This window comes from Streptomyces sp. HM190 (genome assembly GCF_009857135.1).
Taxonomy (GTDB): domain Bacteria; phylum Actinomycetota; class Actinomycetes; order Streptomycetales; family Streptomycetaceae; genus Streptomyces; species Streptomyces heilongjiangensis.
Window position 1 is genome coordinate 2,033,462 of the sequence record NZ_CP047318.1, and the last position, 24,673, is coordinate 2,058,134.

Annotated in this window: 27 protein-coding genes and 1 pseudogene; 10 read left to right on the plus strand and 18 right to left on the minus strand. The window is 73.1% G+C overall.

What is annotated here, in order from left to right:
• Positions 1-25 precede the first annotated feature (25 nt).
• Positions 26-454: a CBS domain-containing protein gene (locus GSY65_RS08440; protein ID WP_159766731.1), complete on the minus strand. Its 429-nt coding sequence runs from the start codon at positions 452-454 to the stop codon at positions 26-28.
• A 230-nt stretch (positions 455-684) separates the two neighbouring features.
• On the minus strand, positions 685-1,326 hold the full coding sequence (locus GSY65_RS08445; RefSeq protein ID WP_201452476.1) for a uridine kinase: 642 nt from the start codon (positions 1,324-1,326) through the stop codon (positions 685-687).
• An 89-nt stretch (positions 1,327-1,415) separates the two neighbouring features.
• Here GSY65_RS08445 and GSY65_RS08450 point away from each other — a divergent pair, with 89 nt between their 5' ends.
• The 3 genes from GSY65_RS08450 to GSY65_RS08460 all read left to right on the plus strand — a co-directional run bounded on the left by GSY65_RS08450 (position 1,416) and on the right by GSY65_RS08460 (position 4,437).
• Positions 1,416-2,099 carry a DUF2293 domain-containing protein gene (locus GSY65_RS08450; RefSeq protein WP_159766733.1) on the plus strand — a complete coding sequence of 228 codons (684 nt, stop codon included), beginning with the start codon at positions 1,416-1,418 and terminating at the stop codon, positions 2,097-2,099.
• Positions 2,100-2,246: 147 nt separating this feature from the next.
• Positions 2,247-2,726 carry an anthrone oxygenase family protein gene (locus tag GSY65_RS08455; RefSeq protein WP_159766734.1) on the plus strand — a complete coding sequence of 160 codons (480 nt, stop codon included), beginning with the start codon at positions 2,247-2,249 and terminating at the stop codon, positions 2,724-2,726.
• Positions 2,727-2,949: 223 nt separating this feature from the next.
• Positions 2,950-4,437, plus strand: a complete 1,488-nt coding sequence (locus GSY65_RS08460) for a glutamate synthase subunit beta (protein ID WP_159766735.1) — start codon at positions 2,950-2,952, stop codon at positions 4,435-4,437.
• Between the two features lie 198 nt (positions 4,438-4,635).
• On the opposite strand, the gene GSY65_RS08465 is transcribed toward GSY65_RS08460, so the two are convergent.
• Positions 4,636-5,130 (minus strand): carboxymuconolactone decarboxylase family protein, encoded by a 495-nt coding sequence (locus GSY65_RS08465; RefSeq protein WP_201452477.1) that lies wholly within the window; start codon positions 5,128-5,130, stop codon positions 4,636-4,638.
• A gap of 47 nt (positions 5,131-5,177) precedes the next feature.
• On the opposite strand from GSY65_RS08465, the gene pdxR reads away from it, so the two are divergent.
• Entirely contained in the window at positions 5,178-6,620 is a 1,443-nt protein-coding gene (gene pdxR / locus GSY65_RS08470; protein ID WP_159766737.1) for a MocR-like pyridoxine biosynthesis transcription factor PdxR, read from the plus strand.
• A gap of 189 nt (positions 6,621-6,809) precedes the next feature.
• Here pdxR and GSY65_RS08475 read toward each other — a convergent pair whose 3' ends face one another.
• From GSY65_RS08475 to GSY65_RS08485, 3 genes are all read right to left on the minus strand, one after another.
• Positions 6,810-7,625: an SAM-dependent methyltransferase gene (locus GSY65_RS08475; RefSeq protein WP_201452478.1), complete on the minus strand. Its 816-nt coding sequence runs from the start codon at positions 7,623-7,625 to the stop codon at positions 6,810-6,812.
• 77 nt (positions 7,626-7,702) lie between these two features.
• Entirely contained in the window at positions 7,703-7,981 is a 279-nt protein-coding gene (locus tag GSY65_RS08480; RefSeq protein WP_159766739.1) for a DUF397 domain-containing protein, read from the minus strand.
• A gap of 9 nt (positions 7,982-7,990) precedes the next feature.
• Positions 7,991-8,851, minus strand: a complete 861-nt coding sequence (locus GSY65_RS08485; protein WP_159766740.1) for a helix-turn-helix domain-containing protein — start codon at positions 8,849-8,851, stop codon at positions 7,991-7,993.
• A 285-nt stretch (positions 8,852-9,136) separates the two neighbouring features.
• Here GSY65_RS08485 and GSY65_RS08490 point away from each other — a divergent pair, with 285 nt between their 5' ends.
• From GSY65_RS08490 to GSY65_RS08500, 3 genes are all read left to right on the plus strand, one after another.
• Complete coding sequence (locus GSY65_RS08490; protein WP_159766741.1) at positions 9,137-9,814, plus strand: ATP-binding protein; 678 nt, start codon at positions 9,137-9,139, stop codon at positions 9,812-9,814.
• Entirely contained in the window at positions 9,805-10,269 is a 465-nt protein-coding gene (locus GSY65_RS08495) for a hypothetical protein (protein WP_201452480.1), read from the plus strand. The genes GSY65_RS08490 and GSY65_RS08495 overlap by 10 nt, the downstream gene beginning before the upstream one ends.
• Positions 10,270-10,447: 178 nt before the next feature.
• Positions 10,448-12,406, plus strand: a complete 1,959-nt coding sequence (locus tag GSY65_RS08500) for an ABC transporter ATP-binding protein (RefSeq protein ID WP_159766743.1) — start codon at positions 10,448-10,450, stop codon at positions 12,404-12,406.
• Between the two features lie 45 nt (positions 12,407-12,451).
• Here GSY65_RS08500 and GSY65_RS08505 read toward each other — a convergent pair whose 3' ends face one another.
• From GSY65_RS08505 to GSY65_RS08530, 5 genes are all read right to left on the minus strand, one after another.
• The gene (locus tag GSY65_RS08505) at positions 12,452-12,673 is read right to left on the minus strand and encodes a hypothetical protein (protein WP_159766744.1); all 222 of its coding nucleotides are present in this window, start codon (positions 12,671-12,673) and stop codon (positions 12,452-12,454) included.
• Between the two features lie 465 nt (positions 12,674-13,138).
• On the minus strand, positions 13,139-15,118 hold the full coding sequence (locus GSY65_RS08515) for an FUSC family protein (RefSeq protein ID WP_159766746.1): 1,980 nt from the start codon (positions 15,116-15,118) through the stop codon (positions 13,139-13,141).
• A 711-nt stretch (positions 15,119-15,829) separates the two neighbouring features.
• Entirely contained in the window at positions 15,830-16,561 is a 732-nt protein-coding gene (locus GSY65_RS08520) for a DUF7873 family protein (RefSeq protein WP_055542127.1), read from the minus strand.
• 84 nt (positions 16,562-16,645) lie between these two features.
• The gene (locus GSY65_RS08525) at positions 16,646-17,029 is read right to left on the minus strand and encodes a hypothetical protein (RefSeq protein ID WP_159766747.1); all 384 of its coding nucleotides are present in this window, start codon (positions 17,027-17,029) and stop codon (positions 16,646-16,648) included.
• A 231-nt stretch (positions 17,030-17,260) separates the two neighbouring features.
• Positions 17,261-17,473: a hypothetical protein gene (locus GSY65_RS08530; protein ID WP_159766748.1), complete on the minus strand. Its 213-nt coding sequence runs from the start codon at positions 17,471-17,473 to the stop codon at positions 17,261-17,263.
• Here GSY65_RS08530 and GSY65_RS08535 point away from each other — a divergent pair.
• A complete protein-coding gene (locus tag GSY65_RS08535; protein WP_159766749.1) occupies positions 17,466-17,870 on the plus strand; it encodes a RidA family protein in 405 nt (134 codons plus the stop codon). The two genes, GSY65_RS08530 and GSY65_RS08535, sit on opposite strands and share 8 nt — an antisense overlap.
• Before the next feature lie 219 nt (positions 17,871-18,089).
• Here GSY65_RS08535 and GSY65_RS08540 read toward each other — a convergent pair whose 3' ends face one another.
• A complete protein-coding gene (locus GSY65_RS08540) occupies positions 18,090-19,112 on the minus strand; it encodes an alpha/beta fold hydrolase (protein WP_159766750.1) in 1,023 nt (340 codons plus the stop codon).
• Between the two features lie 81 nt (positions 19,113-19,193).
• On the minus strand, positions 19,194-19,961 hold the full coding sequence (locus GSY65_RS08545) for a uracil-DNA glycosylase (RefSeq protein ID WP_201452481.1): 768 nt from the start codon (positions 19,959-19,961) through the stop codon (positions 19,194-19,196).
• Positions 19,962-20,022: 61 nt separating this feature from the next.
• Between GSY65_RS08545 and GSY65_RS08550 the strand changes: the two genes are divergently transcribed.
• Positions 20,023-20,526 carry an RNA-binding S4 domain-containing protein gene (locus GSY65_RS08550; protein WP_159766751.1) on the plus strand — a complete coding sequence of 168 codons (504 nt, stop codon included), beginning with the start codon at positions 20,023-20,025 and terminating at the stop codon, positions 20,524-20,526.
• A 240-nt stretch (positions 20,527-20,766) separates the two neighbouring features.
• On the opposite strand, the pseudogene GSY65_RS08555 reads toward GSY65_RS08550, so the two are convergent.
• Both GSY65_RS08555 and GSY65_RS08565 read right to left on the minus strand, forming a co-directional pair.
• A pseudogene (locus GSY65_RS08555) lies at positions 20,767-20,928 on the minus strand (DoxX family protein); the annotation flags it as partial.
• A 99-nt stretch (positions 20,929-21,027) separates the two neighbouring features.
• Positions 21,028-22,041: an acyltransferase domain-containing protein gene (locus GSY65_RS08565; protein WP_159775715.1), complete on the minus strand. Its 1,014-nt coding sequence runs from the start codon at positions 22,039-22,041 to the stop codon at positions 21,028-21,030.
• Positions 22,042-22,225: 184 nt separating this feature from the next.
• Here GSY65_RS08565 and GSY65_RS08570 point away from each other — a divergent pair, with 184 nt between their 5' ends.
• Positions 22,226-22,492 carry a DUF6343 family protein gene (locus GSY65_RS08570; RefSeq protein ID WP_159766752.1) on the plus strand — a complete coding sequence of 89 codons (267 nt, stop codon included), beginning with the start codon at positions 22,226-22,228 and terminating at the stop codon, positions 22,490-22,492.
• A gap of 82 nt (positions 22,493-22,574) precedes the next feature.
• On the opposite strand, the gene GSY65_RS08575 is transcribed toward GSY65_RS08570, so the two are convergent.
• The 3 genes from GSY65_RS08575 to GSY65_RS08585 all read right to left on the minus strand — a co-directional run bounded on the left by GSY65_RS08575 (position 22,575) and on the right by GSY65_RS08585 (position 24,668).
• Positions 22,575-22,955 (minus strand): tetratricopeptide repeat protein, encoded by a 381-nt coding sequence (locus GSY65_RS08575; protein WP_055514151.1) that lies wholly within the window; start codon positions 22,953-22,955, stop codon positions 22,575-22,577.
• A 49-nt stretch (positions 22,956-23,004) separates the two neighbouring features.
• Positions 23,005-23,634, minus strand: coding sequence for a dephospho-CoA kinase (gene coaE / locus GSY65_RS08580; RefSeq protein WP_159766753.1), 630 nt, complete (start codon positions 23,632-23,634; stop codon positions 23,005-23,007).
• A gap of 95 nt (positions 23,635-23,729) precedes the next feature.
• Entirely contained in the window at positions 23,730-24,668 is a 939-nt protein-coding gene (locus GSY65_RS08585; RefSeq protein ID WP_159766754.1) for a PAC2 family protein, read from the minus strand.
• Between the last annotated feature and the right edge of the window lie 5 nt (positions 24,669-24,673).

The following is a 24,673-nucleotide window of genomic DNA, read 5'->3' on the forward strand; positions in this document are numbered from 1 at the left end:
ACCGCGTCGGCGCCTCGCGACCGGGTCAGTGCTTCGCGGTCCGGGCGTAGACGCTCTCGGCCCAGTCGGCGATCTGGTCCTCGGGGAGATGCCGGGCGAGGTCGGCCTCGCTGATCATGCCGACGAGGCGCTTGTTGTGGATCACCGGAAGCCGGCGGATCTGGTGCTCCTTCATCTCCTCCAGCACCTCGCTGACGTCGGCGTCGGCGTCGATCCAGCGCGGTGTTCCCTTCGCGAGGTCGCCCGCCGTGATGCGGGACGGGTCGTGTCCCATGGCGACACAGCCCACGACGATGTCGCGGTCGGTGAGGATGCCGCAGAGGCGTTCGTTCTCGTCGCTGATGGGGAGCGCCCCCACGTTCAGCTGACGCATCAGCTGGGCGGCACGGTCCAGGGTCTCGTGGGCGGGGATCCACTGGGCGCCCCGGTGCATGATGTCTCCGGCGGTGGTCATGCCATACCTCCTAGGGCCGGGTGCCCGGAGCGGCGCGGGAGGCGCCGCTGGTCCCGACGCGGCGCGGACGGCACCGCTGGTCCCGGCGCTGCTCATTCTTGCCGCGCCCGGCGGCGGTCGCACCCGGAGGAGGGCGCCGCGGACGGGCCCGCCCCCGGTTGACGGCGTAGGCGCCCACGTGCCGCCCCGTCGAGGGCCGGAGCGCCCGGTGCCGAGCCGGCGGCCTGCCGTCAGCCGCCCCAGGCCGGATGCCGTGGGTCGTCGGCGCGGACCACGACATCGGCCGTGCCGACCGGGTCCGCCTCGGCCTCGTAGCGCTGGAAGGCGGGCAGGGTCCAGTGCTCGCTCTGCGGGGTGCGGCGGCGCAGTGCGCCCGGGGAGAGGAGGACGTGGACGGTGAGGTCGAAGGGGAACCAGTTCTTCAGGAGGAGGGGACCGTGCATCAACAGCAGGGCACCGGCAGGGAGCTGTGCGTAGGGGCTGCGGGTCGCGCGGTCCGTGTCGGGGTCCCAGAGGTCGGGCAGGACCCGCCCCGTGCCACCGGGTTCGAGTGGACCGAAGACTTCACGCCACAAGGCAGCCGTGTCGAACCAGCCGCTGTAGTACGCCTCCACGTCCTGGTGCCCGAACTCGAAGCGGAGCGACGCCGGCCGGAGGAAACCCCCGGTTCCCACCACGAGCGAGGAGCGGCCGCGTACGCGCAACGCGTCCGACACCCGCGCCGCGAGGTCGCCCGGCCGGCCGGCGGGGGCACCGTCGAAGGCGATGCGCGGCCAGGGGGAACCGTCGTCCGGCTTCAGGTCGAGGAGACGGTCGGCGAGGAGGTCGCCGAGCCGCTCCCAGGTGATCGCTTCGAATCGCACGCGCTCCATGATGCCGCGCCCGCGCACCCCGCCCGGACCGGCCGTGGGACCGGCACCCGCCACGTGACCACGCGGCCGGCAGGGGGAAGGAACCGCGTATGGCAACGCTCGCCGCTCCCCCACCGCGTACCGGACTTGTCGTCGTGCAGGCACTCAGGAGGAAGCACTGCGCCGAGTGCCGCGGCGGTCCGGTGCCACTGCTCGTGCCGGACAACGGGGCTCCGCGCTGCCTCGACTGCGCCGACCTGGGGCATCTGGTGTTCCTGCCGCGCGGCGACACCGCGCTCACCCGCCGGGCCAGGGAGGAGAGTTCGCTGTCGGCGGTGGTCGTGCGGTTCAACCGGCGCAGGAGCCGGTACGAGCGGCAGGGCGTCCTGGTCGAGGAGGCGGCGCTCGCCCGCGCGGAGGAGCGGTGCCTGGCCGACGCCGAGGCGCGAAGGCGCCGCCGGGTGCGGGACGCACGGCGGCGGGCCGCGGAGGACGTGCGGTTCACCGACGCGTTCGCGGCGGAGATACGGCGGCTGTTCCCCGCGTGTCCGGCCGAGCGGGCACGGGAGATCGCCGCCCACGCCTCCGTGCGCGGAAGCGGGCGCGTCGGGCGCAGCGCGGCGGGGCGGGCCCTGTCGGAGGTGGCGGTGACCTCGGCGGTCGTCGCGTCCGTACGGCACGTGGACACGCCGTACGACCGCTTCCTGATGGACGGGGTCGCACGCCACGAGGCGCGGCGCCGGATCGCCGGAACAGTCGACAGGAGGCTGCGGGAGTGGCGGGGTACGGGGTGAATGTCCCACGCGGCCCCGCCTTGGACGTTCGCCGATGGGGGTGCGCTTCTCGGCCATGGTGACGCGGTCCGTGCGGGCGTTCTCTTGTGGTGGCGGCGAGGGCCGGGGCAGGCTCTTCGGATTCGGGGGAACGAGGTGGGAGCGGACATGATCGACGGGCCGTATTTCGTGTTGGTGGTGCTGGGGCTGCTCGGTACCGCGGTCGTGGCGGGCGTGTTCTGCGGGTTCTCGACCTTCGTCATGAAGGGACTGGCCTCGTTGCCGCCGGCGCAGGGGGCCGCCGCGATGCAGGCGATCAACGTCAGTGCCGTGACACCGGCGTTCATGCTCGTCTTCGTGGGCACGGCGGTGCTGTGCGCCGTGCTGGCGGTGGTGACGTTCGTGCTGTGGCCGGACGAGGGCACGGTCGCGTTGCTGCTGGGCAGCGCGCTGTACCTGGTGGGCTGCTTCGGCGTGACGATGGTGGCGAACGTCCCGCGCAACGACACGCTGGCCACGCTCGACCCGGGCACTTCGGAGGCGGCGATCTACTGGCCGCGGTACGTGAGCGAGTGGACCATGTGGAACCACGTGAGGACGGCCGCCTCGGTCGGCGCGGCGCTGTGCTATCTCCTGGCGCTCGCCTGAGGCATACGCGCGGGGCGCGTCGTATCGTGGCGGGGAGACCTGTGCCGTTCGGAGAACGGCGGCCTCACACCGCTCCACCGTTCCGCGCCCGTCGTCCCGTGGCCACGTCCGCCGAACACCTCCGCCGACCCCGTCCGCCCAGCACTGTTCGTCGTAGTCGAAACCGAGTCCGCCGGTGTACGGCCGTGCCCGTACCCGCTTGCGATACGTGAGGGAGACGGCGATGGCCGATCCCAAGGGTTTTCTGACCACCCCGCGCGAGGAGTGGCCCCGTCGGCCCGTGCGGGAACGGGTGCGGGACTGGAACGAGGTGTACGTGCCGGGGGCACTGCTGCCGATCATCAGCAGGCAGGCCGGCCGCTGCATGGACTGCGGAATCCCGTTCTGCCACGACGCCTGCCCCTTGGGGAATCTCATCCCGGAGTGGAACGACCTCGTCTCGCGGGAGGACTGGCGCGCGGCGAGCGACCGGCTGCACGCGACGAACAACTTCCCCGAGTTCACGGGGCGGTTGTGCCCCGCGCCCTGCGAGGCGGGCTGCGTGCTGGCGATCATCCAGCCCGCGGTCACCATCAAGAACGTCGAGGTGGCGATCGCCGACCGGGCCTGGGAGGACGGTCTCACCCCGCCGCGCCCGCCCGACCGGCTGACCGGGAGGACGGTGGCCGTCATCGGCTCCGGGCCCACGGGTCTGGCGGCCGCCCAGCAGTTGACCCGGGCAGGGCACACGGTCGCCGTGTACGAACGGGCGGACCGCGTGGGGGGTCTGCTGCGGTACGGGATCCCGGCGTTCAAGATGGAGAAGCGGCATCTGGACCGGCGGCTGGAACAGATGCGGGCGGAGGGCACGAAGTTCCGAACGTCGACGAGCGTCGGCGAGGACGTCGGGGCGGAGGAGCTGCGGGCCCGCTACGACGCCGTGGTGATCGCCACGGGTGCCACGGCCTGGCGTGAACTGGACGTGCCGGGGCGGGAGTTGGCCGGTATCCATCAGGCGATGGAGTATCTGCCGCTGGCCGACCGGGTCTGCGAGGGGGATCTGGAGGTCTCGCCGCTGTCGGCGGCGGGGAAGCACGTGGTGATCGTCGGGGGCGGAGACACGGGCGCGGACTGCCTGGGGACGGCGGTGCGGGAGGGGGCCGCGTCGGTGACCCAGCTGGACATCTATCCGCTGCCGGAGGCGGAGCGGGACGAGGACGCCGAGCCGTGGCCGACGTATCCGAGGATCTACCGGCTCTCGGCGGCGCACGAGGAGGCGCGTGACCTGCGCACCGCGCCGGCGGCGGACGCGGACGCGCGACTGTTCGCGGCATCCACACTCCGCTTCACGGGGGACGAGGCGGGGCGGGTACGCGCGCTGCACCTGGTCGAGGTGGACGCGCGGCGCCGGCCGCGGCCGGGCACCGGGCGGACGCTGCCCGCCGACCTCGTCCTGCTCGCCCTCGGTTTCTCCGGGCCCGACCGCCACGACGGGCTGATCGACCAGTTGGGGCTGGCGGTCGAACCGCGGGGCACGATCGCCCGCGGTCCGGACTTCGAGACCAACGTGCCCGGCGTGTACGCGGCCGGGGACGCCGCCCGCGGGCAGTCCCTGATCGTCTGGGCGATCGCCGAGGGAAGGGCGGTGGCCGCCGCGGTGGACCGTCGGCTCACCGGCGCGGAGCGACTGCCGAGGCCGATAGGCCCGTACGACCGGCCGATGACGGCGTGAGCGGGCGGCTCCGCGGGGGTGCCGCCGCCGGTTCTGGTGCCGCGGCAGGCAACGTTTGCCCGTCGAGGAGGGGCGTCCGGTGCGTGCTCCCGGCGTGCCGGGCGCGCGTCCTCGTACGGGATGTACTCGGGCTTGTGCCCGGTGCGCCGAGAGTGCGTGCCGGGCGTCGCGACGGGGCAAACGCTGCCCGTCGCGGCACTAGCGTTCGTCCGTGCCCGCGACCTTTCCCGTGGCCAGGGCGATCCGGTTCCACGTGTTGATGGTGAGGATCACGGACAGGACGTGGGCCAGTTCGGTGTCGTCGAAATGGGCGGCGGCCTCGGCGTGGACGTCGTCGGGGACGCCCCGGTCGGCGACGAGGGTGACCGCTTCGGTGAGGGCGAGGGCCGCCTGCTCACGCCGGGTGAAGAAGTGCCGGGCCTCGCGCCAGACCGGGACCATGTGGAGGCGGTCCTCGCTCTCGCCGGCCTTGCGGGCGTCGTTGGTGTGCATGTGCAGGCAGTAGGCGCAGTGGTTGAGCTGGGAGGCGCGGATGTGGATCAGTTCGACGAGGGCGGGGTCGAGGCCCTCGCGGGCCGCCGCGTCGAAGCCCATGAGGGCGCGGAAGACGGGCCGGGCGGCTTTGGCGAAGTCGACGCGGTGGGGCTGCGGGGCGGTGCTGACCGGCGTGTCCGCGCTCGTGTTCGTCGTCATGACCATGAATCTACGGGCCGGAAAGACCTCCCGTAGGGTGCATTTCCATGGGGGATTCGTGGGTCAATTCCGCTGAGCGGATCGGTGTGGACCTGCATCTGGAGCTGTCCGCCACGGGAGGACGGCGCGCCGCGCTCATCCGGGCCCTGCGGGACGCGGTGCGCGGCGGCCGGCTGGCGCCGGGCACCCGCCTGCCGCCGTACCGGTCGCTCGCGGCGGATCTCGGGGTCGCGCGGAACACGGTCGCCGACGCGTACGCGGAGCTGGTCGCCGAGGGATGGCTGACGGCACGGCAGGGGTCGGGCACCCGGGTCGCGCAGCGGGCGGAGCCGCTGAACGTGTCGTCCGCCCGCGTCGCGAAGACGGTGCCCGTACGCGCGCGGGGGCCTCGGCACGATCTGCGGCAGGGCACTGCGGACCCGTCGTCGTTCCCGCGGGCGGCCTGGGCGGCGTCGTACCGCAGGGCCGTGGAGCAGGCGCCCAACGACGCGTTCGGACCGGGTGATCCGGCGGGCCGGATCGAGCTGCGCGAGGCGCTCGCCGCGTATCTGGCACGCGCGCGTGGGGTGCGCACCGAGCCCGCACGGATCGTGATCTGTTCGGGCTTCGCCCACGCCCTGCGGCTGCTCTTCCACAGCGACGTGGGTGGCCCGCGGCACGGGCGGGTGCTGCGGGGCCCGCTGGCCGTCGAGTCGTACGGGCTCGGTTTCCACCGGGAGCTGCTGGCCGCTGCGTCCGTACGGACGGTTCCGCTGCCGCTGGACGAGGACGGGGCGCGGGTCGAGGGACTCGACCGGGAGCGGGCCGTGCTGCTCACGCCCGCACACCAGTTCCCGACCGGCGGGCCGCTGCATCCTTCCCGCAGGGCCGCCGTCGTCGACTGGGCACGCGTGCGTGGCGGGGTGGTGCTCGAGGACGACTACGACGGGGAGTTCCGCTACGACCGCAAGCCCGTCGGGGCCGTGCAGGGACTGGATCCCGAGCGGGTCGTGCACATCGGTTCGGTCAGCAAGAGCCTGTCGCCGGCGTTGCGGCTGGGGTGGATGGTCCTGCCGGAGCGGTACGTCGACGCCGCGCTGGAGGCGAAGGGCGAGCGGGAGGCCTGGGCGAGCGTCCCGGACCAGCTGGCGCTGGCGGACTTCATCTCATCGGGGTCGTACGACCGCCATGTGCGGCGGATGCGGCAGCGGTACCGGGCGCGGCGGGACCGGCTGGTGGCCGCGCTCGCCGCGCACGCGCCGCACATCGAGGTCACCGGGATCGCGGCCGGGCTGCACGCGGTGCTGCGGCTGCCGCCGGGCACCGAACGGTCCGTGGTGCGGGCGGCGGCCTGGCGGGGCATCGCGCTCGACGGGCTGGCCGGGTTCCGGCATCCGCGGGCGACCGGCGGGGACGCGCCGGACGGACTGGTCGTGGGGTACGCGACGCCCCCGGAGCATGCCTACGCGGCGGCGGTGGAGGCGCTGTGCGGCGTGCTGCCACCCGCGTGAGGGGAGCCGGCCGCACGCACCGCGCCCGGCCCCTCCTGAGGAAGCGCCGGCACGCGCCACGCTGCTTCGGGGTCTCCTCCGGTCTCCTGCGGGTCGGGCAAGGGGCGGCCGCCCACGGCGACCGCCCCTTGCACAGCCACGCGGCGTCCGCGACGCGACCGCCACGCGGCATCCGGCCGCGCGCCCGTCTCAGACCTTGCGGGCCACCGCCCCGTACCCGGGAATGATCCCGTCCTCCTGGCCGGGGACCGGCTCGCCCAGTTCGGGGTGCCACCGGTGCGGGACCTCGACGCCGGGCTCGACCAGCTCGAAGCCGTCGAAGAAGCGGGTGAACTCCTCGCGGGAGCGCAGGGCCAGGGTGACGCCCGCGGCCTTGAGTTTCTCCGTGGCCGCCTTCGACTCCTCCGGAGTGAAGTCGGCGGTCGCATGCGTGACGACCAGATAGCTGCCGGACGGCAGTTCGGCCATCAGCCGCCGGACCAGGTCGTGTGCGCCGTCCTGGTCGGACACGAAGTGCAGCAGCGCGATCAGGGAGAGCGCCACGGGCCGGCTGAGGTCCAGCACCTTCCTGGCGCCCTCCATGACGGCGTCCGGATCCCGCACGTCGGCCTGGAGGTACTCGGTCCGCCCCTCCGGGGTGCCGCGCAGCAGGGCCGCCGCGTGGGCCAGCACGATGGGGTCGTTGTCGCAGTAGACGACTCTCGCGTCGGGGGCGACCTCCTGGGCGATCTGGTGGAGGTTCGGCTCGGTGGGGATACCGGTGCCGATGTCGAGGAACTGCCGTACACCGCTCCGGGCCAGCCACCGCGTGGACCGCTGCATGAAGGCGCGGTTGACGCGTGCCATCACCGGCACACGAGGGTCGAGGGCCAGCATCTGCCGGCCCATCGCCTCGTCCACCGGGTAGTTGTCCTTGCCACCGAGGTACCAGTCGTACATCCGCGCCGGATGGGGCTTGCTCGTGTCGATCTCGACGGGGGGCCGCCCGCTCATGACGAACTCCATAAGGTTCTGCAGCAGTTGATGATCAATTCAGGGCCAACATAGGGGGATCGGCTGAACAACAGGGAGTGTGCAACAGGTCAGGAGAGCAGGAAGTCGGCCACCCCCGCCTTGGCCCCCTGGATGAAGGCGTTCATCTCGTCGGGCGTGTAGATGAGGGCCGGCCCGTCGGGGTCGGTGGACTGCCGTACGGCGATCCGGCCGTCGGCGAGCTTCATCGCCTCCAGGCAGTTGCCGCCGTTGCCGCCGCTCCAGGGCTTGTGCCAGCCCTCGCTGCCCAGCTCCCTGGCGGGCATTCCGTTGTAGACGCGGTTGTGCGACTGCGTGTGCGTGCGCGACTGCGGCTTGATGCGATCCATTCGGTGTCTTCAGAGCTCCTTGCGGAGATCCCGGAGGATCTCCTTCGTGCGTTGTGCCGTGGCGGCCTGCGCCGCCATGCGGTCCATGACCTCGAGGTGGGTCGCCACCTCGGAGCGGTCGTCCAGGTAGACGGCGCCGGTCAGGTACTCGCTGTAGACCATGTCCGGGAGTTCGGGCATGGCGAACCGGAACAGGACGAACGGCCCGTACGTACCGGGGTGGGGTCCTGTGTCGAAGGTGGAGATCTGCACGGTCACATGGGACAGCTCCGTGACCTCCAGCAGCCGGTCGAGCTGGCCGCGCATGACGTCCGGTCCGCCGACGGGGCGGCGCAGCGCGGTCTCGTCCATGACGAACCAGAGCCGGGGGGCGTCCTCACGGGTGAGCAGTTCCTGCCGCTGCATGCGCAGCGCGACATGACGTTCGATGTCGTCGGGTCTGGTCTGGCCGATGGCGCCCGAGACCATCACCGCGCGCGCGTAGCACTCGGTCTGCAGCAGGCCGGGGACGAAGTGCGGGTCGTAGCTGCGGATGAGGGCGGCCGCGCCCTCCAGGCTGACGTACATGGAGAACCAGTTCGGCAGGATGTCGTGGAACCGCTGCCACCAGCCGGGTTTGTTCGCCTCCTCCGCCAGCCGGACGAAGGTCTCCGCCTCCTCGTCGCCGACGCCGTACGCCTTCAGCAGGAGCTGGAGGTAGGGGATCTTGAGGGCGACCTCGGCGGTCTCCATCCGGCGGACGGTGGCCGGCGCGACGTGCAGGATGCGCGCGGCGTCCTCCCGCCGGATACCCGCGCGCTCGCGCAGATCCAGCAGACGCCGGCCGAGCACCACCTGGCCGACCGTCGGCGCGGACCGCGGCTCGCTCATCTCGCAACTCCATCCGAACGTGAAAAGCCCGACACGAACCCCGTACTCCTGGCCCCCGCGACGCGGCGGCGCCCACGGAAGAGGGAACTCCGCAGCTCACATGCGTTTCCGCGCACATACGAACACTGTGCGTACATGTGAACGTTGTGCGAGGGATTTCCAACTGGCGCCGCTACACGTGCTGTTGCGTGCAGTGTGCCATGGCCGTTCAGAGAGTCGTACGGCACTCTGCAATTTTCAGAGTGACACTTGCCAAGTGTTCATGGCACGGCGATAGTGGCAAGCGTGATTCCGCCCCCTGCGCCGTTAGGAACAGACGCCGCCGGCGACCGCCTCGGTCCCGGTCCGGCCGCCGGGGTGCGCCCCGACACCACCGCCGACCGCCGGTTCCGCTTCGAGCTGGCCGCGCACCCGGGTGCCGTGGCACAGGCCCGGCGCGTGACGCGCGCCCAGCTCACCGGCTGGGCCCTGTGCCAGGACACCTGCGACACGGCGGCCCTGGTCGTGTCCGAGCTGGTGACCAACGCGATCGTGCACACCGCGAGCACCGAGATCGTCTGCGAGCTGCAGGACGGCGACGACCTGGTGCGCATAGCGGTACGCGACGAGGGCTGCGCTCCCGGCGAGCCGCACCCCTCGCCGCAGCGCCCCGAGGAGGAACACGGCCGGGGGCTGCTGCTCATCGAGTCCCTCTGCCGTTCCTGGGGCGCCCAGCCCGTCGGGATGGGCCTGCTGGTCTGGGCCGACGTCCCCCGCGGCGTGCTGGACGCGGCCACCGCGGCCCGCGCCGACCTGGGCTGGGGCGCGAAGAAGCCGCCGAACGACGCCCGCGGCGAGGCGGACGCCCGCCACCGCGCGGGGACACGGACCGAGGGCCGTTCGATGGCCGATCGGGGCAGTTCGATGGCTGATCGGGGCAGTTCGATGGCCGAACGGGGCAGGACGGGGGCCGAATGGGTGTGAGCGCGTCGATCGGCCCCACCGGTGGCTTCGGTGGGGGCAGAGTGGCCCGCGTGGTGAGCCTCGACACCCTGACCCGCCTGCGCCGCGCCCAGCGGCCCGCCGCGACGCCCCGCCCCATCCGCCTGCCCGAGGGCATGACCACGCCCATGGGCTGCGACGCCGTCGCCGTCCCGGCGGACATCGGCCCGCTGGTGCTGCCCCGGCTGCCCCGCGTCGGCTGCGTCTACGCCGACCGGGACCACTGGTGGTGGCTCGTTCCGGCCGACTCCGACTACGCGCTGGAGTGGCCGGAGCCGTCGCGCTACACCACCGGAGCGCTGGTCTGCGACGGTTCGGCCGCGCTGATCCACCGGCCGGAGGGGACGATTCCCTACACGCCGCCGATACCGCTGTACCTGGCGGTGTGCCGGGTGACCGGGACCACACCGGCGTGGTCGCGGACCATGACGGCCTGACCGAGGGCCTCCGGGCCTCGTCGGGTCCACGGCCTCCGCTTCCCGGGTGGCGCACCTCCTTCTGATTCCGAGCGCCCTGCGTGCTCCGGCTGGGCCGCAGGTAGCTCCCGTGCGCCCTGGTTCCGGGCGTGGCCGGCGGCCATAGTGGCCGTCGGCGACGACTCCGGGGAGGGCACGGGTGCGCAAGGCGCGGAACAGGGCGAAGCCGGAGACGTCGGAGTCGGAGCAGCTGCTGTTCGGGGGACCGCTGCGCTACGACATGGGCTGGTCGCAGCACGCGGACGCGTTCCTGGAGCTGAACTTCCGCGGGATGGTGCGCCGACTGCCGTCGCTGCTGGCGTCGAGCTTCCGGCTGGCCTGGCGTGCGGACCGGCGGGCGGCCCGTACGGTGCTGGCCGCCGAGACGGGCCGCGGCCTCGCCCAGGCGGTGAGCCTCCTCGCGGTGAACACGATCCTCGCCCGGCTGATGGCGGACGGCACGGTCGAGCAGCGGTTACGGGGAGCCGCTCCCGCGCTGATCACCATCGCCGCCGTGACCCTCGTGGCCACCCTGCTGCGGGCCGCCTCGACGTACGCCACGGGCCGGCTGGAGCCCAAGGTGGAGCGGGTCGCGACCGAGCTGTACCTGGAGCGGGCGGCGTCGGTGGAACTGTCCGCGATCGAGGACGACGGTTTCCACAAACTGCTCGACACCGCCAAGTACGGCGCCCAGTCGGCGCGCCGCATGATCAGCTACTCCGCGCGCGTGGTGAACGCGCTGATCTCCCTGGTCGCCGCGGCCGGTGTGCTGACGGTGCTGCATCCGGCCCTGCTGCCACTGCTCGTCACGATGACGCTGCCGAGCGCGTGGAGCGCCCTGACGATCGCGCGCCGCCGCTACACGTCGTTCCACGCCTGGGTGCAGCACGCGCGCGCCGGCTATCTGATCGGCTCCCTGCTGATCGAACCGGCGGCGGCGCCGGAGATCCGGGTGCACGGAGTGGGCCCGTTCCTGCTGCGCCACTTCCGTTCCATGTCGGAGACCGCGGAGGCCGAGCAGGCGCGCCTGGCCGGGCTGGCGGCCCGGACGGGGCTGTACGCGGCCGTGTGGACCGGGCTGGCCACCGTGGCGACGTACGCGACGCTGGGCGCTCTGCTGCTCGGTGGGGCGATGGCGCTGTCCGTGGCCGGTACGGCGGTCATCGCGATCCGCACCGGTTCCGCCAGCCTCGACACGCTCGTCCTGGAGGTGAACTCCCTGCACGAGGAGGCCCTCTTCGTCGGCGACATGGAACGCCTGTACGTCGAGGCCGCCAAGCGGGCGATCCCGGTGGGCGGCGACCCGCTGCCCGAGGACCCGCGGGAGATCCGCCTGGAGAACGTGACGTTCGCCTATCCCGGCAAGTCCACCCGGCCCGCGCTCGACGACGTGACGCTGACCGTGCCGCTCGGCAAGATCGTGGCGCTCGTCGGCGAGAACGGTTCGGGCAAGACGACGCTGGTCAAGCTGCTGGCCGGGCTCTACACCCCCGACCGCGGCAAGATCCTGTGGGACGGCGTGGACGCGGCGGCCGCCGACCGGCACCAGCTCGCCGAGCGCATCGCGATGGTCGCACAGGACTTCAAGCGGTGGCCGTTCACCGCCCGCGTCAACCTGGCGATCGGCCGCCCCTCCGCGCCGCTCACCGAGGAACGGCTCGCCAGGTCGGTCGCGGAGGCGGGGGCGCAGGACGTGCTGGAGGACCTGCCACGGGGCCTCGACACCCTGCTGGGGCGCGGGTTCAGCGGCGGGCACGAACTGTCGGGCGGACAGTGGCAGCGCCTGGGGATCGCGCGGGCCGCGTACCGGCGCGGGCACATCCTCATCGTGGACGAACCGACCGCCGCCCTGGACGCGCGGGCCGAGCTGGAGGTCTTCGAGAAGATCCGCGCGCTGGCCGGGACCGGGCAGACCGTCGTCCTCATCACGCACCGGCTGGCGTCGGTGCGCCACGCCGACCTGGTGCACGTCCTCGACCAGGGCCGTCTCGTGGAGTCCGGCACACCGCGGGAACTGCTGGCCAGGGGCGGGGTGTACGCGGAGCTGTACGCGCTCCAGGCGGAGCAGTTCGCGGTCGAGGTCCCGACGGCGGAGGTACCCGCCCCGAAGGCGGGGTGACCGGGGCGGCGCGACCCGGTGGCGTGACCCGGTGGATCGACCGGCTCAGGCGGGGGCGGGCGTGGCCGGGGCAGGCACGGCCGGGGCAGGTGCAGGCGCGGCCGGGGTGGCGCCGCGCACGATGACCAGGAACATGTCCGTCGCTATGTCCATCACGACTTCCGCCTGCTGTCCCTCCTGGCGGGCAGCGTGCGCCAGTTCCTCCGCCGGCCACGAGCCGCGCGGACCACCGGCGGGAAAGCGTCCCAGCACCGTTCGCACGTCCACCTTGCACCTCCGTGTAGCGCTGTCCTCGTAGAGTTAAACGCCAACCATGGCCTGAACGACTCTTCCGGTGACGCTACTGAGACGTAGTTGACACGGGGTCAACGCCGGAGCGAGAGATACCTCGCAGAAACCACACGTTCCGGTGACTTTCCGTACCATCTCCCGTACGCGTCGTGACAGCGGCTCCTCTCGCCGTGCGTGGAGAAGGGTTCACTCATGGTCAACGTGCACGTCGGGTACCGGAACCGGCCCGCCTCATGCGGCGTTTCCGGGTGGATTCGCGCGGACGTTCACGCGGGAGGTGTGTCGTAGTCCTGGATGCGGCCGCCGTGGCTGCGGTCGGCGAGGGCGATCAGGTGGCCCTCCAGTTCACGCACGGTCTCCGCCACGTCCACGGTGAGCAGTGCGCCGACCGAGGCGCGACCGGCGGCGGGCGGCGCGGCGCTCAGGGTTACGCTCCCCGGCTCAAGCTGTGAGCCGGGGCCCCACACTCCCGCGTCCCTCCGCCCCACTCGCCGCACCGGCCCCACTCGCCGCAGCCGCCGCATCCAGTACGTCCCGTACCGGCGCCGCTTCGGGAAGGCTGATGCCGGTGTCCCGTTGGCGGCGGGCGAGCTGGTCCAGGAGGGCGGTCAGCCGCTCGGTGTGGTGGCGGCCGAGGTGTCCGGTGTCGTCGAGGTGGACCGCGCAGGCGGTGCTGGTGTCGACGAGTTGTTCGAGCACGGCGGCGATCTCGTCGGCGCCCTCGCTGTGCCGGGCGAGGGCGGGGTGTTCGGCTCCGGCGAGGGCGATCGCGGTACGGGCCCCGGCGAGGGTGCGGTAGGCCTCGCGGCGCAGGGTCCAGCGGGCGGCGCGGTCGTCGGACTCCAGCACATGGGCGAGGTAGAGGTGGGCGGCAGCGGTCGCTTCGTGGAGGCGGGCGCGGACGCCTCCGCCGCGCTGGCCCCGCGGTATGGGCAGATGGCCGACGATGAGGACGATGGCGCAGGCCAGCAGTGTCTCCCCGATCCGGCTCCAGGAGGCCTGGGGTTCGCCGCCGACCATGACGAGGGCGAGGACGAGCACGGTGACGACGGCGGTCTGGGCGGCGAAGTGCCGGGTGGCGACGGGGATGAGCGCGCCACTGACCGCGACCAGGGCGACGAGGCCCTCCGGCCGGGGCAGCACGGCGGCGCAGCCCGCGAAGACCACGGCGCCCAGGACGGTTCCCGCGGCCCGGCACAGCACGCGGGACACGAGCGGCCCGAGGTCGGGCTTGACCAGGAACACGGCGGTCGCGGGCAGCCAGTACCAGTGCTCGTGGCGCAGTGCCTGCGCGACGGCCGCGGCGGCGCCGAAGGAGAGCGCGACGCGGAGCCCGTACTCGCGGCCACCGGTGCCGAGGGCGAGGCGCAGGAGCGATCCGACAGTGCGGCGCCGGTTCGGGAGGGTGCGCGCGTCGCCCCGGTCGAAGGTCTCGGCGGCGTGCAGGAGGGCGTCGTCGAGGGCGCGCAGCGCGGGCGCGGAGCGGGCGGGCGCGGGCAGCGGTCCGGTGGCGGTGTTGCCGCGTACGGCGTGGGCGAGCCGCCGGGGTCCCGCGGAGGCCCGGCCGTCGATGTGGTCACCGGTCCAGGCGAGCGCGGTCGCGGCCTCGGCGAGCGGCAGGGCGGCCGTGTACTGGGCGTGCAGCCGCCGTTCGGTCGACGAACTGGCCCGCCGCCGCAGCCGGGGTCCGGAGAGCGCGTCCTGGGCGTGGTCGAGGGCGGCGGTGAGCGCGGCGCGGCGGGCGGTCGCGTCGGGGGTGCCGACGGCGTCGAGGAGTGCGGCGATCGCGTCGTAGACGGCGGCGACGGCCTCCCGTTCCCCGTCGAACCGGTAGTCGCCGCCGGTCAACGCGCTCGGGGTGGGCAGGACGAGGCGCAGGGCGAGCAGCCATCCGGCTCCGGCGAGATAGCCGAGCGCGCGCTCCCAGCCGGTCTCCGGCAACGGCATCCCGGCCCCGATGGCGGTGGCGACGAGCAGTTGGGTGCCGGCACCGGAGGCGACGGCTCCGACGGCGCTCATGCCGCCGGCGAGCAGCCCGAGCGAGGTGAGCAGCAGGGTGAGGGCCACCGCACCGGCGTACGGCCCGGTGTCGGCGGGGGCGTGACGGTCCGCGTAGGCGGAGGCGTACTGCCCGGCGTACGTCCCGATGAGCAGGCCCAGGGCGCCGGCGAGGGCGGGCACGCCGAGCCGCTTCACCGAGACCCGGCGGCTGCCGGGCCGGTCGTTGATCCCGGCGAGCATGGCGCCGAGCGCGGCGACGACGCCGAGGGTGGGGTGTCCGGTGAGCAGGGCAAGGGTGAGCAGCGGTCCTCCGGCCAGCGCTCCGCGTACCACCGCGTTCCAGGGCACCGGTCCCCTTTGCGCACGCAGGGTATGAGCGAGCCAGGGCGGCAGGGCGGTGCGGAGTGCGGGGCGGGACACGGGGCTCCTGTCGTCGGGGGAGGCGGAGGTGTGCCTACGGGCGACGGTGGCCGGGGCGCGAACGGTGCGTGGTGGCGGTGAGGGCCGGGGGGCCGGTTGGGGCCGGTCGGCGGGGTGGCGCCGCGGCCGTGGTGTCCACGGTAGGTCCCGGATCCGGAGGTTGTGGAACGCTCGTATTACCGCGATGTGACGATACGTGGAAAGGCCACGTTCTTTGTGGACGCAAGTGCCGCGTGAAGGCGCAGGACCCGTGCACGGCCCGGCGTACGAGACTGCGCACGGCCCCGCGTACGAACCTGTGTATGGCACCGCGTACGAATCAGCGCACGGCCCCGCGCCGTATGCCTGCGGGAAAGGGAGCGGGCCCGGGGGCGTAGCCGGCCCCCGGGCCCTGTGATGCCGCCCGTTCGGCACGCCGCGACGGTGGAGAACCCAGGTCAGTCGTCATGTCGTCGCGTCCTGCCTTTGGACCACCGCACATCGAGCTGTGCGGGCCGGACTTGAACCGGCATTTCGACGTCCCGGGGCCTGGGTCCGGTCGTTGCGGCGATCGGCGGCGCATGCTGAGTCTGGAGCGAGAGTCTGAGATTGAGCGCGGCCCGTCCCTGGACATCCTCAGCGGGTACGGTCCGCTCCGTCACGACAAGCCTCAGCTTCAGCTTGCGCTCCTCGCGCACCCCGCCCGAGACATCGGACGGGGAGTCTGTGAGGCTACCCGAACAGGTAGCCGAACACCGCGTCACCGACCCGCTGGTCGACGACGTCCACGCCGTTCGCCTCCTCGCGCGCGAACTTCACGGCCTGCTGCAGCTTCTCGACGCGGTCGAGGATCTCCCGGACCCGGCGGGCGGGCAGCGCACCGGAGAACTTCACCGTGGTCCAGTACCCGACAGGTATGTCCTCGTAGTACACCTCGACCTGTGCGGGGTGCTTGTCGGTCGCCTCGGCCTTCACGTGGTTGCGGGGCACCTTCTTGGTCCGCACCGTGCGCACGGGCTCGGTCTTCCAGGCGTCGGTGGAGGGGTCCTGCACCCACGCCTCGGAGGCGTCGAGCACGGGCAGCTTCCGCACGAGCGCGTTGATCTCGCCGAGCTGCTTCTCCAGGAAGAGCAGGTAGGCCACCGGCACCTCGGCGACGAGCACCCGCCCGTCGACGGTCACGTCCGCGCGCGCCGTGCAGTTGGCCCAGTCCTTCGTGGCGGTCACGTCGAACAGCCGCGTGAGGATCCCGGCCGTCTCCCGCAGCACGTCCTCGGCCCGCACCTGCACGCGGGTCGACTCGGGCGGCAACTGCTCGCCCTCCTCGTCCTTCGGCTGGTACGTACGCGCGATGCCGGCCAGCAGGGCAGGCTTCTGCAGCCCGTGATGAGCGGCCGTCAGGTCCTGCTGGGACTTGGCCTTGACGCCCTTCTCGACTGCGATGATCTGATTGAGTTTCGCCACGCCTGGAAGGTAGCAGCCGGGTACGGGCCTCTTCGAAGGGTTATTCCTCCCGAGGGGACACCTCCCTTCCCGCGCCGTCCCGCGTCACGCCTCCCCGAGGTTGCGGTGGCGGTGGCGGGTCGGGGGATGGTCGAGGAGGTCGGCCGCGGTGAGGAGGCCGCCGGGCGGAGCTGCGCGCAGGTGTGTGCGGGCCGCAGTACGGAAGGCGCGCAGGGCGGCCCGTGCCCGGGACTCGTAGGGGTCCCAGAAGTGTGCGTTCACGGCGCGGGCGTACCGGTAGGACGTGAAGGTCCGGACGACGCGGGTCGGCCGGGGACGGCGGCCCTCCCGGCGCGCGCGGCTCAACTCGCCCCCGCTGTAGCGGAGCCCGGTGAGGGTGTGCGCGGTCCAGGGTGCCGGCAGGCCCGCCGCCCAGTACGCCGGGACCTTCCGGTGCCGGCTGCGGACGTGGTGGACGGTGCGGGACATGGCTGACCTCCTGGGGCTCGCCGGAATCTCCGGCTCGGCCCGCTAGTGCCGCGGCAGGCAACGTTTGCCCGTCGCGGCACTAGGAGTCAGCCGCCGTGAAGCGCCCCAAGGGCTTCGCGCGCATGCGTACGGACATGGACGGAGCATGGGGTGCGCGGCGGTGAGATGTCGAACGATTATCGACGCGGGCTCGGCACCCGACGGCCGGACAGATCGCACACGGAGCGGCGGTCACCCGGTGCCGTGGCGGTCGAGCGAGGCAGTGGCGATCGCACGGCGTAGCGGTCGCGCGGTGCCGAGGTCGCGCGGGGTGGCGCCGTCGCGCGGGGTGCGGCCGTCGCGCGGAATTCGCGTGCGTTCGTGTCCCGCGCTGCGCATCATCGACGGGTTGCCCAGCAGTGCCGACTCACACCACCACACCGCAACGGAGCCGTTCATGATCAAGCGCGTGACCGTCCCGAGTCTCTTCCGGCCGCCGGTCTACTCGCACGCCTCGGTCGTCGAGGCCGGTACGCGGCTCGCGTTCCTCGCCGGCTCCGTCCCGCTGGACGCCGACGGGAAGCTGGTGGGTGAGGGGGATCCGGTGCGGCAGGCCCAGCAGGTGCTGGCGAATCTCGGGGAGCAACTGCGCGCCGTGGGCAGCGACTTCACCCATGTCGTGGCGACCGACGTCTATGTGGTGAGCAGTGAGCCCCAGGTCCTCTCCTCTGTCTGGGACGTCGTCGCGGCCTCCGGTCTCAGCACCGGCCCCCACTCGTCGACCCTCCTCGGCGTGGCCTGCCTGGGCTACACCGGCCAGTTGGTGGAGATCACGGCGACCGCCGTGGTGCCCGAACCGTAGGGGGTGGGGGCGGGGCGACGGCGAGGTCAGGAGCAGGGCCCGGCATACGACCTGACGAGCGCCGGGACCGCGGACGCGCCCCCGCGAGGACCAGGCCGATCGATCGTGCGGCACCCCTCGGCGAGGACGAGGCGAGGGACGACGGCAGCGGGGGGGGACGGGAGGGCCGGTACGGCAACGGTGTGCGCGGTGCCGGGCCCGTGCGGGGACGAGGATGGTTCACCCCTTGGCGTACTTGTCCGTCGCGTCCAGCAGCGCCTTGGTCATGTCCGGCGCGCCCGCGTCGTGGCCCACGTCGTCGATGAGGACCAACTCACTGCCGGGCCAGGCGTGGTGGAGGCGCCAGACGATGCCGAGGAGGTTGCCGGGGTCCAGGCTGCCCTGTACGAGGGTGCCGGGGACGCCGGTGAGCAGTCGCGCGTCGCGCAGCACCACGCCGTCGTCGCCCACACCGCCGTCGTCCGGCGCACCGCCCCCACCGCCCCCACCGCCCGCGACGCCCTCGACGCCCTCGTCGAGGAAGTGGCCGTTGCCCCAGTAGTGGGTGACGGTGCGGGCGAAGCCGTAGCGGAACACGGGGTCCTCGTAGCGCGGCACGGAGCGGGGCGGCAGGGCCGCGATGGCCGTCTCCCAGTCGGTCCAGGCCCTCGCCGCCCTCGCCCGTACCTCCGCGTCGGGCGACTCGAGCAGCCGGTGGTAGGCGGCGGCGATGTTGCCGGACCGCTCGCTCTCGGGCAGCTCCGCGAGGAACCGCTCGAACGCCTCCGGGAAGAACCGGCCGAGCCCTCGGGTCAGCAGCGCGACCTCGGCGTCCGAACCCGACGCGACCCCCGTCAGCACCAGCTCCGACACGGCACCCGGATGCGTCTGCGCGTACCGCAGCCCGAGCACGGACCCCCACGACACGCCCCACACCAGCCAGCGCCCGATCCCGAGGCGGCGTCGCAGGAGCTCCAGATCGGCGAGGAGGTGAGGCGTCGTGTTGACGCTCATGTCCGTCCCGTACGCGCTCGCCGGCGGCGTCGAACGCCCGCAGCCACGCTGGTCCAGCAGGACGATCCGGTACACGTCGGGGTCGAACAGGCGACGGAACCAGGGGCTTGCCCGGGATCCGGGCCCGCCGTGCAGCACCAACGCGGGTTTGCCCCGCGGGTTCCCGCAGACCTCCCAGTACACGCGGTTGCCGTCACCGACGTCGAGCATGCCGTGGTCGTACGGTTCGCTCTCGGGGTGGAGAGGCATTCCGCGACCCTAGAGGGCGCGCGACACCATGGGCAGCCGCTTTTCCGCCGCCCCCGTGACGTGGTCGCCGCCCTCGCGCCCCTACGAGGTGGCCCTCAGCCCGGCCGCCCCCGCGGCGGTGCGCAGGACGTCCCGGAGCATGGCCGGGGTCAGCCGGCCGGTGAACGTGTTGCGCTGGCTGACGTGGAAGCAGCCGAAGAGGTCGAGCCCGTCGAGCGGTACGCGCGTGCCGTGGCCGAAGACCGGTCGGGGCCGAGGCACCCGCCAGCCCGCCGCGGCGAGCGCCGGCAGCGCGGCCTGCCAGCCGAACGCGCCGAGGACGAGCACGGCCCGCAACGTGGGCCGCAGCAGCTCCAGCTCGCTGACCAGCCACGGTCGGCACGTGTCGCGTTCCTCGGGGGTCGGCTTGTTGGCGGGCGGCGCGCAGTGCACGGGCGAGGTGATCCGTACGCCGCGGAGTTCCAGGCCGTCGTCGACGCCGACCGCGGTGCCGCGCGAGGCGAGGCCCACCTCGCGCAGCGCCGCGTACAGCACGTCGCCCGAGCGGTCGCCGGTGAACATGCGCCCGGTGCGGTTCCCCCCGTGCGCGGCGGGGGCGAGCCCGACGATCAGCAGCGCCGCGTCGGACGGTCCGAAACCGGGCACCGGACGGCCCCAGTACTCCTGGTCGGCGAACGCGGCCCGCTTCGTCCGCGCCGCCTCCTCCCGCCAGGCGACCAGCCGGGGGCAGGCACGGCACCCGGTGATCCGGGCGTCGAGCGCGTCCAGGCCGCTGCCCCCGCCGAAACCGGTGTGCCCTCCGTGCACGCCACCGCCTTCCCGGCCACCGTCGCCGTCACCGCTGCGCATGTCTCCACGGTACGACCGGTGATCTCCTCCCCCGTCGGCACCGGGGAGCTAAGGTCGACGCATGGCTTCTGAAGGTACGGGTGTGCGGACGGGCGGCTCGGGCACCACGCACCGGGACCCCGGCGCGGCGGCCGCCGCCGAGGCCGCGCGGCCCACGAGCGGCGAGACCGTGCGCATCGACAGCTGGATCTGGTCCGTCCGCCTGGTCAAGACCCGCTCCATGGGAGCGACGGCCTGCCGGGGCGGGCACGTCCGCGTCAACGGCGAGCGGGTCAAGCCCGCGTACGCGGTGCGCGTCGGCGACGAGGTACGGCTCCGCCAGGCCGGTGGGCACGAGCGGATCGTGGTGGTCAAGCGTCTGATCCGCAAGCGGGTCGGCGCGCCTGTCGCCGCCGAGTGCTACGTGGACAACTCCCCGCCGCCCCCGCCCCGCGAGGCCGTCGCCCCCGCCGGCATCCGCGACCGGGGCGCCGGCCGCCCCACCAAGCGCGACCGCCGGGACCTCGAACGTCTTCGCGGGCTCGCCGACTCCGCGAACGCCGCCCGCACCCGCCGCGACCCCTGACGGCAGCCGAGCGACGCCCCGGGCGGCACCACCCGAGCGGCAAGGACCGCCCGTCTCCGTCCCTCCGCGGCCGCACCATCGAGTCCGCATGCTGGCGCCGGGCGACGAGCCCGTCGCCAGGCAGGAGCGAGGCGCTCCCAGAGCACTGCGAGGGCCCCTCGCCGCTGCCCTTCTCCGACCGTGCGCAGGTCCTGCCGCACGGCCCTGCACGGCCCTGCGCGGCGCGCCGCGGCCCGGCGATCACGCCGCCCGTCGCAGCAGCCGCTTCAGTCCGGCCACGTCCTCCCGTCGTGCCCAGGCGATGACGAGCAACGGAACCATCAGGATCAGCGGGGTCGCCGCGTACTCCCCGTCGAAGACGGCGACCTGGGTGATGAACGCGCCCACCATCAGCGCGCGCAGCCGTCCGGGGTGATCGCCCCCGGCCCGGTCCCCTGAGATCCCTCACGCGTCTGGATGCTCATATCCGTCCAACGGCCGTGCGGCCGCGGCCCGTTCCGCTCATCCCTCACCCGATGGGGTGAACCTGAACCAGCCGTGTCCGCTGTACCAGTGCCCCCCGGCCCGCAGATGGTCCGCGACGACCCGTTCGAGACGTGTCCTGCGCGGCAGTGTCTCCACCGGCAGGTCCGGGTCGCCGAACACGAAACGGAGCGGCAGGGCGTCCTCCGGTTCGCCGTTCCCGCTGGAGATGTCGAACCGCTCCTGGAAGCGGACGATGTTGGAGTCCGCGGGCAGGTACCGCTTCAGCTGCGGGTCGAGGAGCCACGAGTGGCAGCAGGCGGCGGTGTAGCGCTCCGTCGGGAAGTACCGCGGGAAGAACTCCCGGGCGAGCGCCAGCGACCGGTCGCACGCCTCCGGCGTCAGAGGCCCGGCGTAGTCGGGTATGTGCAGGTCGAGGCAGTGGTCGCCGGGCCGCAGCGGCAGGCCGGCCGCCGCGAGCGCGACGCCCTCCCGGCCGCCCAGCCGGGTCCGCTGGAACTGCAGCCGCCCGAGCTGGAACAGCTCCCCGTGGAAGTGCAGCGAGAACCAGCCGGGCGCCACGAGCCCGCCCACCCCGTACCTCCGGCGGTGCAGGACGAGGCCCCGGCCCAGGTCCGCGAGGGTGCGCCGGGAGACGTCCTCGGGGATGCCCCGCTCACGGTGGTACGCGCGCACGTGGGGCAGGGCGGCGACGAAGACGTACACGGGGAAGTAGCGGCCCAGCGGACCGGACTCCAGGGGAAACGGCCGCAGTCCCAGCCCTTTGCCGATCTTCCCCATGTCCCGTACGACCCCCCGGAAGCACCGCCCGAGGAGCGCGGTCGCCTCCTCGTCCTCCAGCAGCGTCCGACGCAGCGCGAGCAGGTCGTTGACGTCCTCGTACGGCACGGCCAGGTCCTGCAGGACGTCCAGGAACTCCTCGGCGTCGGGCAGCGGGACCCGGGGCGCGGCCGCCCCCTCCTCGTCGCCCTCCCGCAGCTCCTCGAGCCACCCGACGAGCCTGCCGTCCGCCCGCACCGCGTCCCACAGCACCTTCGGCCTCCCCCGTCGCTCCACACCGTCTCCTGGAGAACGCACGAGTCGAAGAGTACGTTTCCCAGTAGGACGAGAATGACGAACAGGACCAACAGGACGCGCGTGACCAGGAGGGCGTACCGGGGGCAGAAGCGCCGGCAGGGCGAGAAGGACGACCGAGTGAGCGGGAGCGGTGGTTCCTATGCGTACGGGCAGTGAACCGACGACGGCGCGCAGTCCGCTGCGGATGCGGCTCTGGCTGAGCGCGTGGGGAGCGATCTGGGCGGCCTTCGGGACCGCGGTGTTCGCACTCGTGGGCCGGCCCGGCTGGGCGGCCGTCTGCGGTGCGGTGTTCCTGGTCGCCACCGTCGACGCCATGGTGATCGTGCACCACATGCATGAGGGCGCGCACTACCAGCCGGGCCGCGACGTCCCTCCCTACCAGCCGCCGGACCCACGCCACCCGTAGGGGCGCGGCGCCTTCCGGGACCGCCCTACGGGAGCACGGGGCCGCACTCCCAAGATCCGCGGTGCGGGGAGGGCGGCGGCCGTCAGGAGTCGAACCGGGCGGCTTCCAGGTACCGCGGGTTCGGGTCGAGCGCCGCGGCCAGCCGGAAGTGGCGTTTGGCCTGGTCGGGTCGGGCCTGCCGCTGGTAGGTGCGGGCGAGCGCGTAGTGCGCGTACGCGTTGTCCGGCTCACGCTCCAGGACGATCGTGAACTCCAGTTCGGCCGGACGCAGTTGGGCGGCGGCGAAGAAGGCACGGGCGCGCAGCAGACGGGCCGCCGTGTTCTCCGGGTGTTCGGCGATGACCCGGTCGAGCAGCTTGACGGCACCCTGCGGGTCGTTCGCGGTGAGGAGCCGCTCGGCCGCGCGGAAGTCGATGACGTGCGTCTCCGGGGTACGTCCGGTGGAACCGCTGGTCTCGGGCACGGCTGAGTCCTTCCCTTGCTGGCACGGTTCAACGCACCCCGGGGGCGCGCTATTCCTGCACCTGTTCGGATCGCTCCGGCGGCCGGTGCGCCCTGCCCTCCAGGTCGGCCCAGACGTCCCGGACGCGTCGCCGCAGGTCGTCGAGGGGGACGTCGTTGTCGATGACGATGTCGGCGATCTCCAGGCGCTGGTCGCGTGTGGCCTGGGCGGCCATCCGCGCGCGGGCGTCCTCCTCCGTCATGCCGCGCAGCCGGACGAGGCGGTCGAGCTGGGTCCGCGGGGGCGCGTCCACGACGACGACCAGGTCGTACAGGGGGGCGAGGCCGTTCTCGGCGAGGAGCGGGACGTCGTGGACGACGACCGCGTCGGGCGCGGCCTCCTGTTCCAGTTGCCGGGAGCGGGCGCCGACGAGCGGGTGCACGATGGCGTTGAGCGCGGCGAGCTTGTCCGGGTCGGCGAACACCAGGGAGCCCAGCTTGGGGCGGTCCAGGCTGCCGTCCGGTGTGAGCACGTCCGCCCCGAAGGCGTCCACGACCGCCGCGAGGCCGGGGGTACCGGGGGCGACGACCTCGCGCGCGATCCGGTCCGCGTCGATCAGCACGGCCCCGTGCTCCACGAGCAGCCGGGACACCTCGCTCTTGCCGGCGCCGATACCGCCGGTCAGGCCCACTTTCAGCATGCCCGGCAGCTTAGGGGGTGGGCGAAGGCCCCGCACAGCGTGGTGGGAGGCCCCGTCCGCGCGGGCCTCCCACGGTCGTCGGGACGGCGGGCGCGTCAGCCCTCGCCCTCTCGCTCCGCCAGGAACTTCTCGAACTCCAGGCCGATCTCGTCGGCGGAGGGGATGTCGACGGGCTCGGCGAGCATGTTGCCGCGGGTCTCGGCCCCGGCGGCGGCGTCGTACTGGTGCTCAAGGCCCTGGACGAGGGCGACCAGCTCGTCGTCGCCCTCGCGGATCTGCCGGTCGATCTCGTTCTGCGTGCGGTGGGCCTCCGTGCGCAGGGCGTGCGCGACGCTCGGCAGGACCAGTCCGGTGGCGGAGGTGACGGCCTCCAGGACGGTGAGGGCGGCGTCCGGGTACGGCGAGCGGGCGATGTAGTGCGGGACGTGCGCGGCGACGCCCAGCACGTCGTGCCCGGCCTCCATGAGGCGGTACTCCACTAGGGACTCGGCGCTGCCGGGGACCTGGGCCTCCTCGAAGGGGCTGCGGTGCCCGGGGACCAGTTCGGCCCGGTTGCCGTGCGGGGTGAGGCCGACGGGGCGGGTGTGGGGCACGCCCATGGGGATGCCGTGGAAGTTCACCGAGAGGCGGACGCCGAGCCGTTCCACGATCTGCTGGACGGCCTTCGCGAAACGCTCCCACTCGACGTCGGGCTCGGGGCCGGACAGCAGCAGGAACGGGGCGCCCGTGGCGTCCTGGACGAGTCGCACGTCCAGGCTCGGCTCCTCGTAGTCGGTCCAGCGGTCCCGCTTGAACGTCAGCAGCGGGCGCCGCGCCCGGTAGTCCACGAGGCGGTCGTGGTCGAAGCGGGCGACGACCTGGTGGGGCAGCGAGCCGAGGAGCCGGTCGACGATCTGGTCGCCGGTCTCGCCCGCGTCGATGTATCCGTCGAAGTGGTAGAGCATGACAAGGCCCGCCGACTCCTGGGCCAGCGCCATGTCGACGACTGCCAGGCCCTTCGGCTCCCATGCGTACAAACCCTGCGGATCAAGCACTGTGA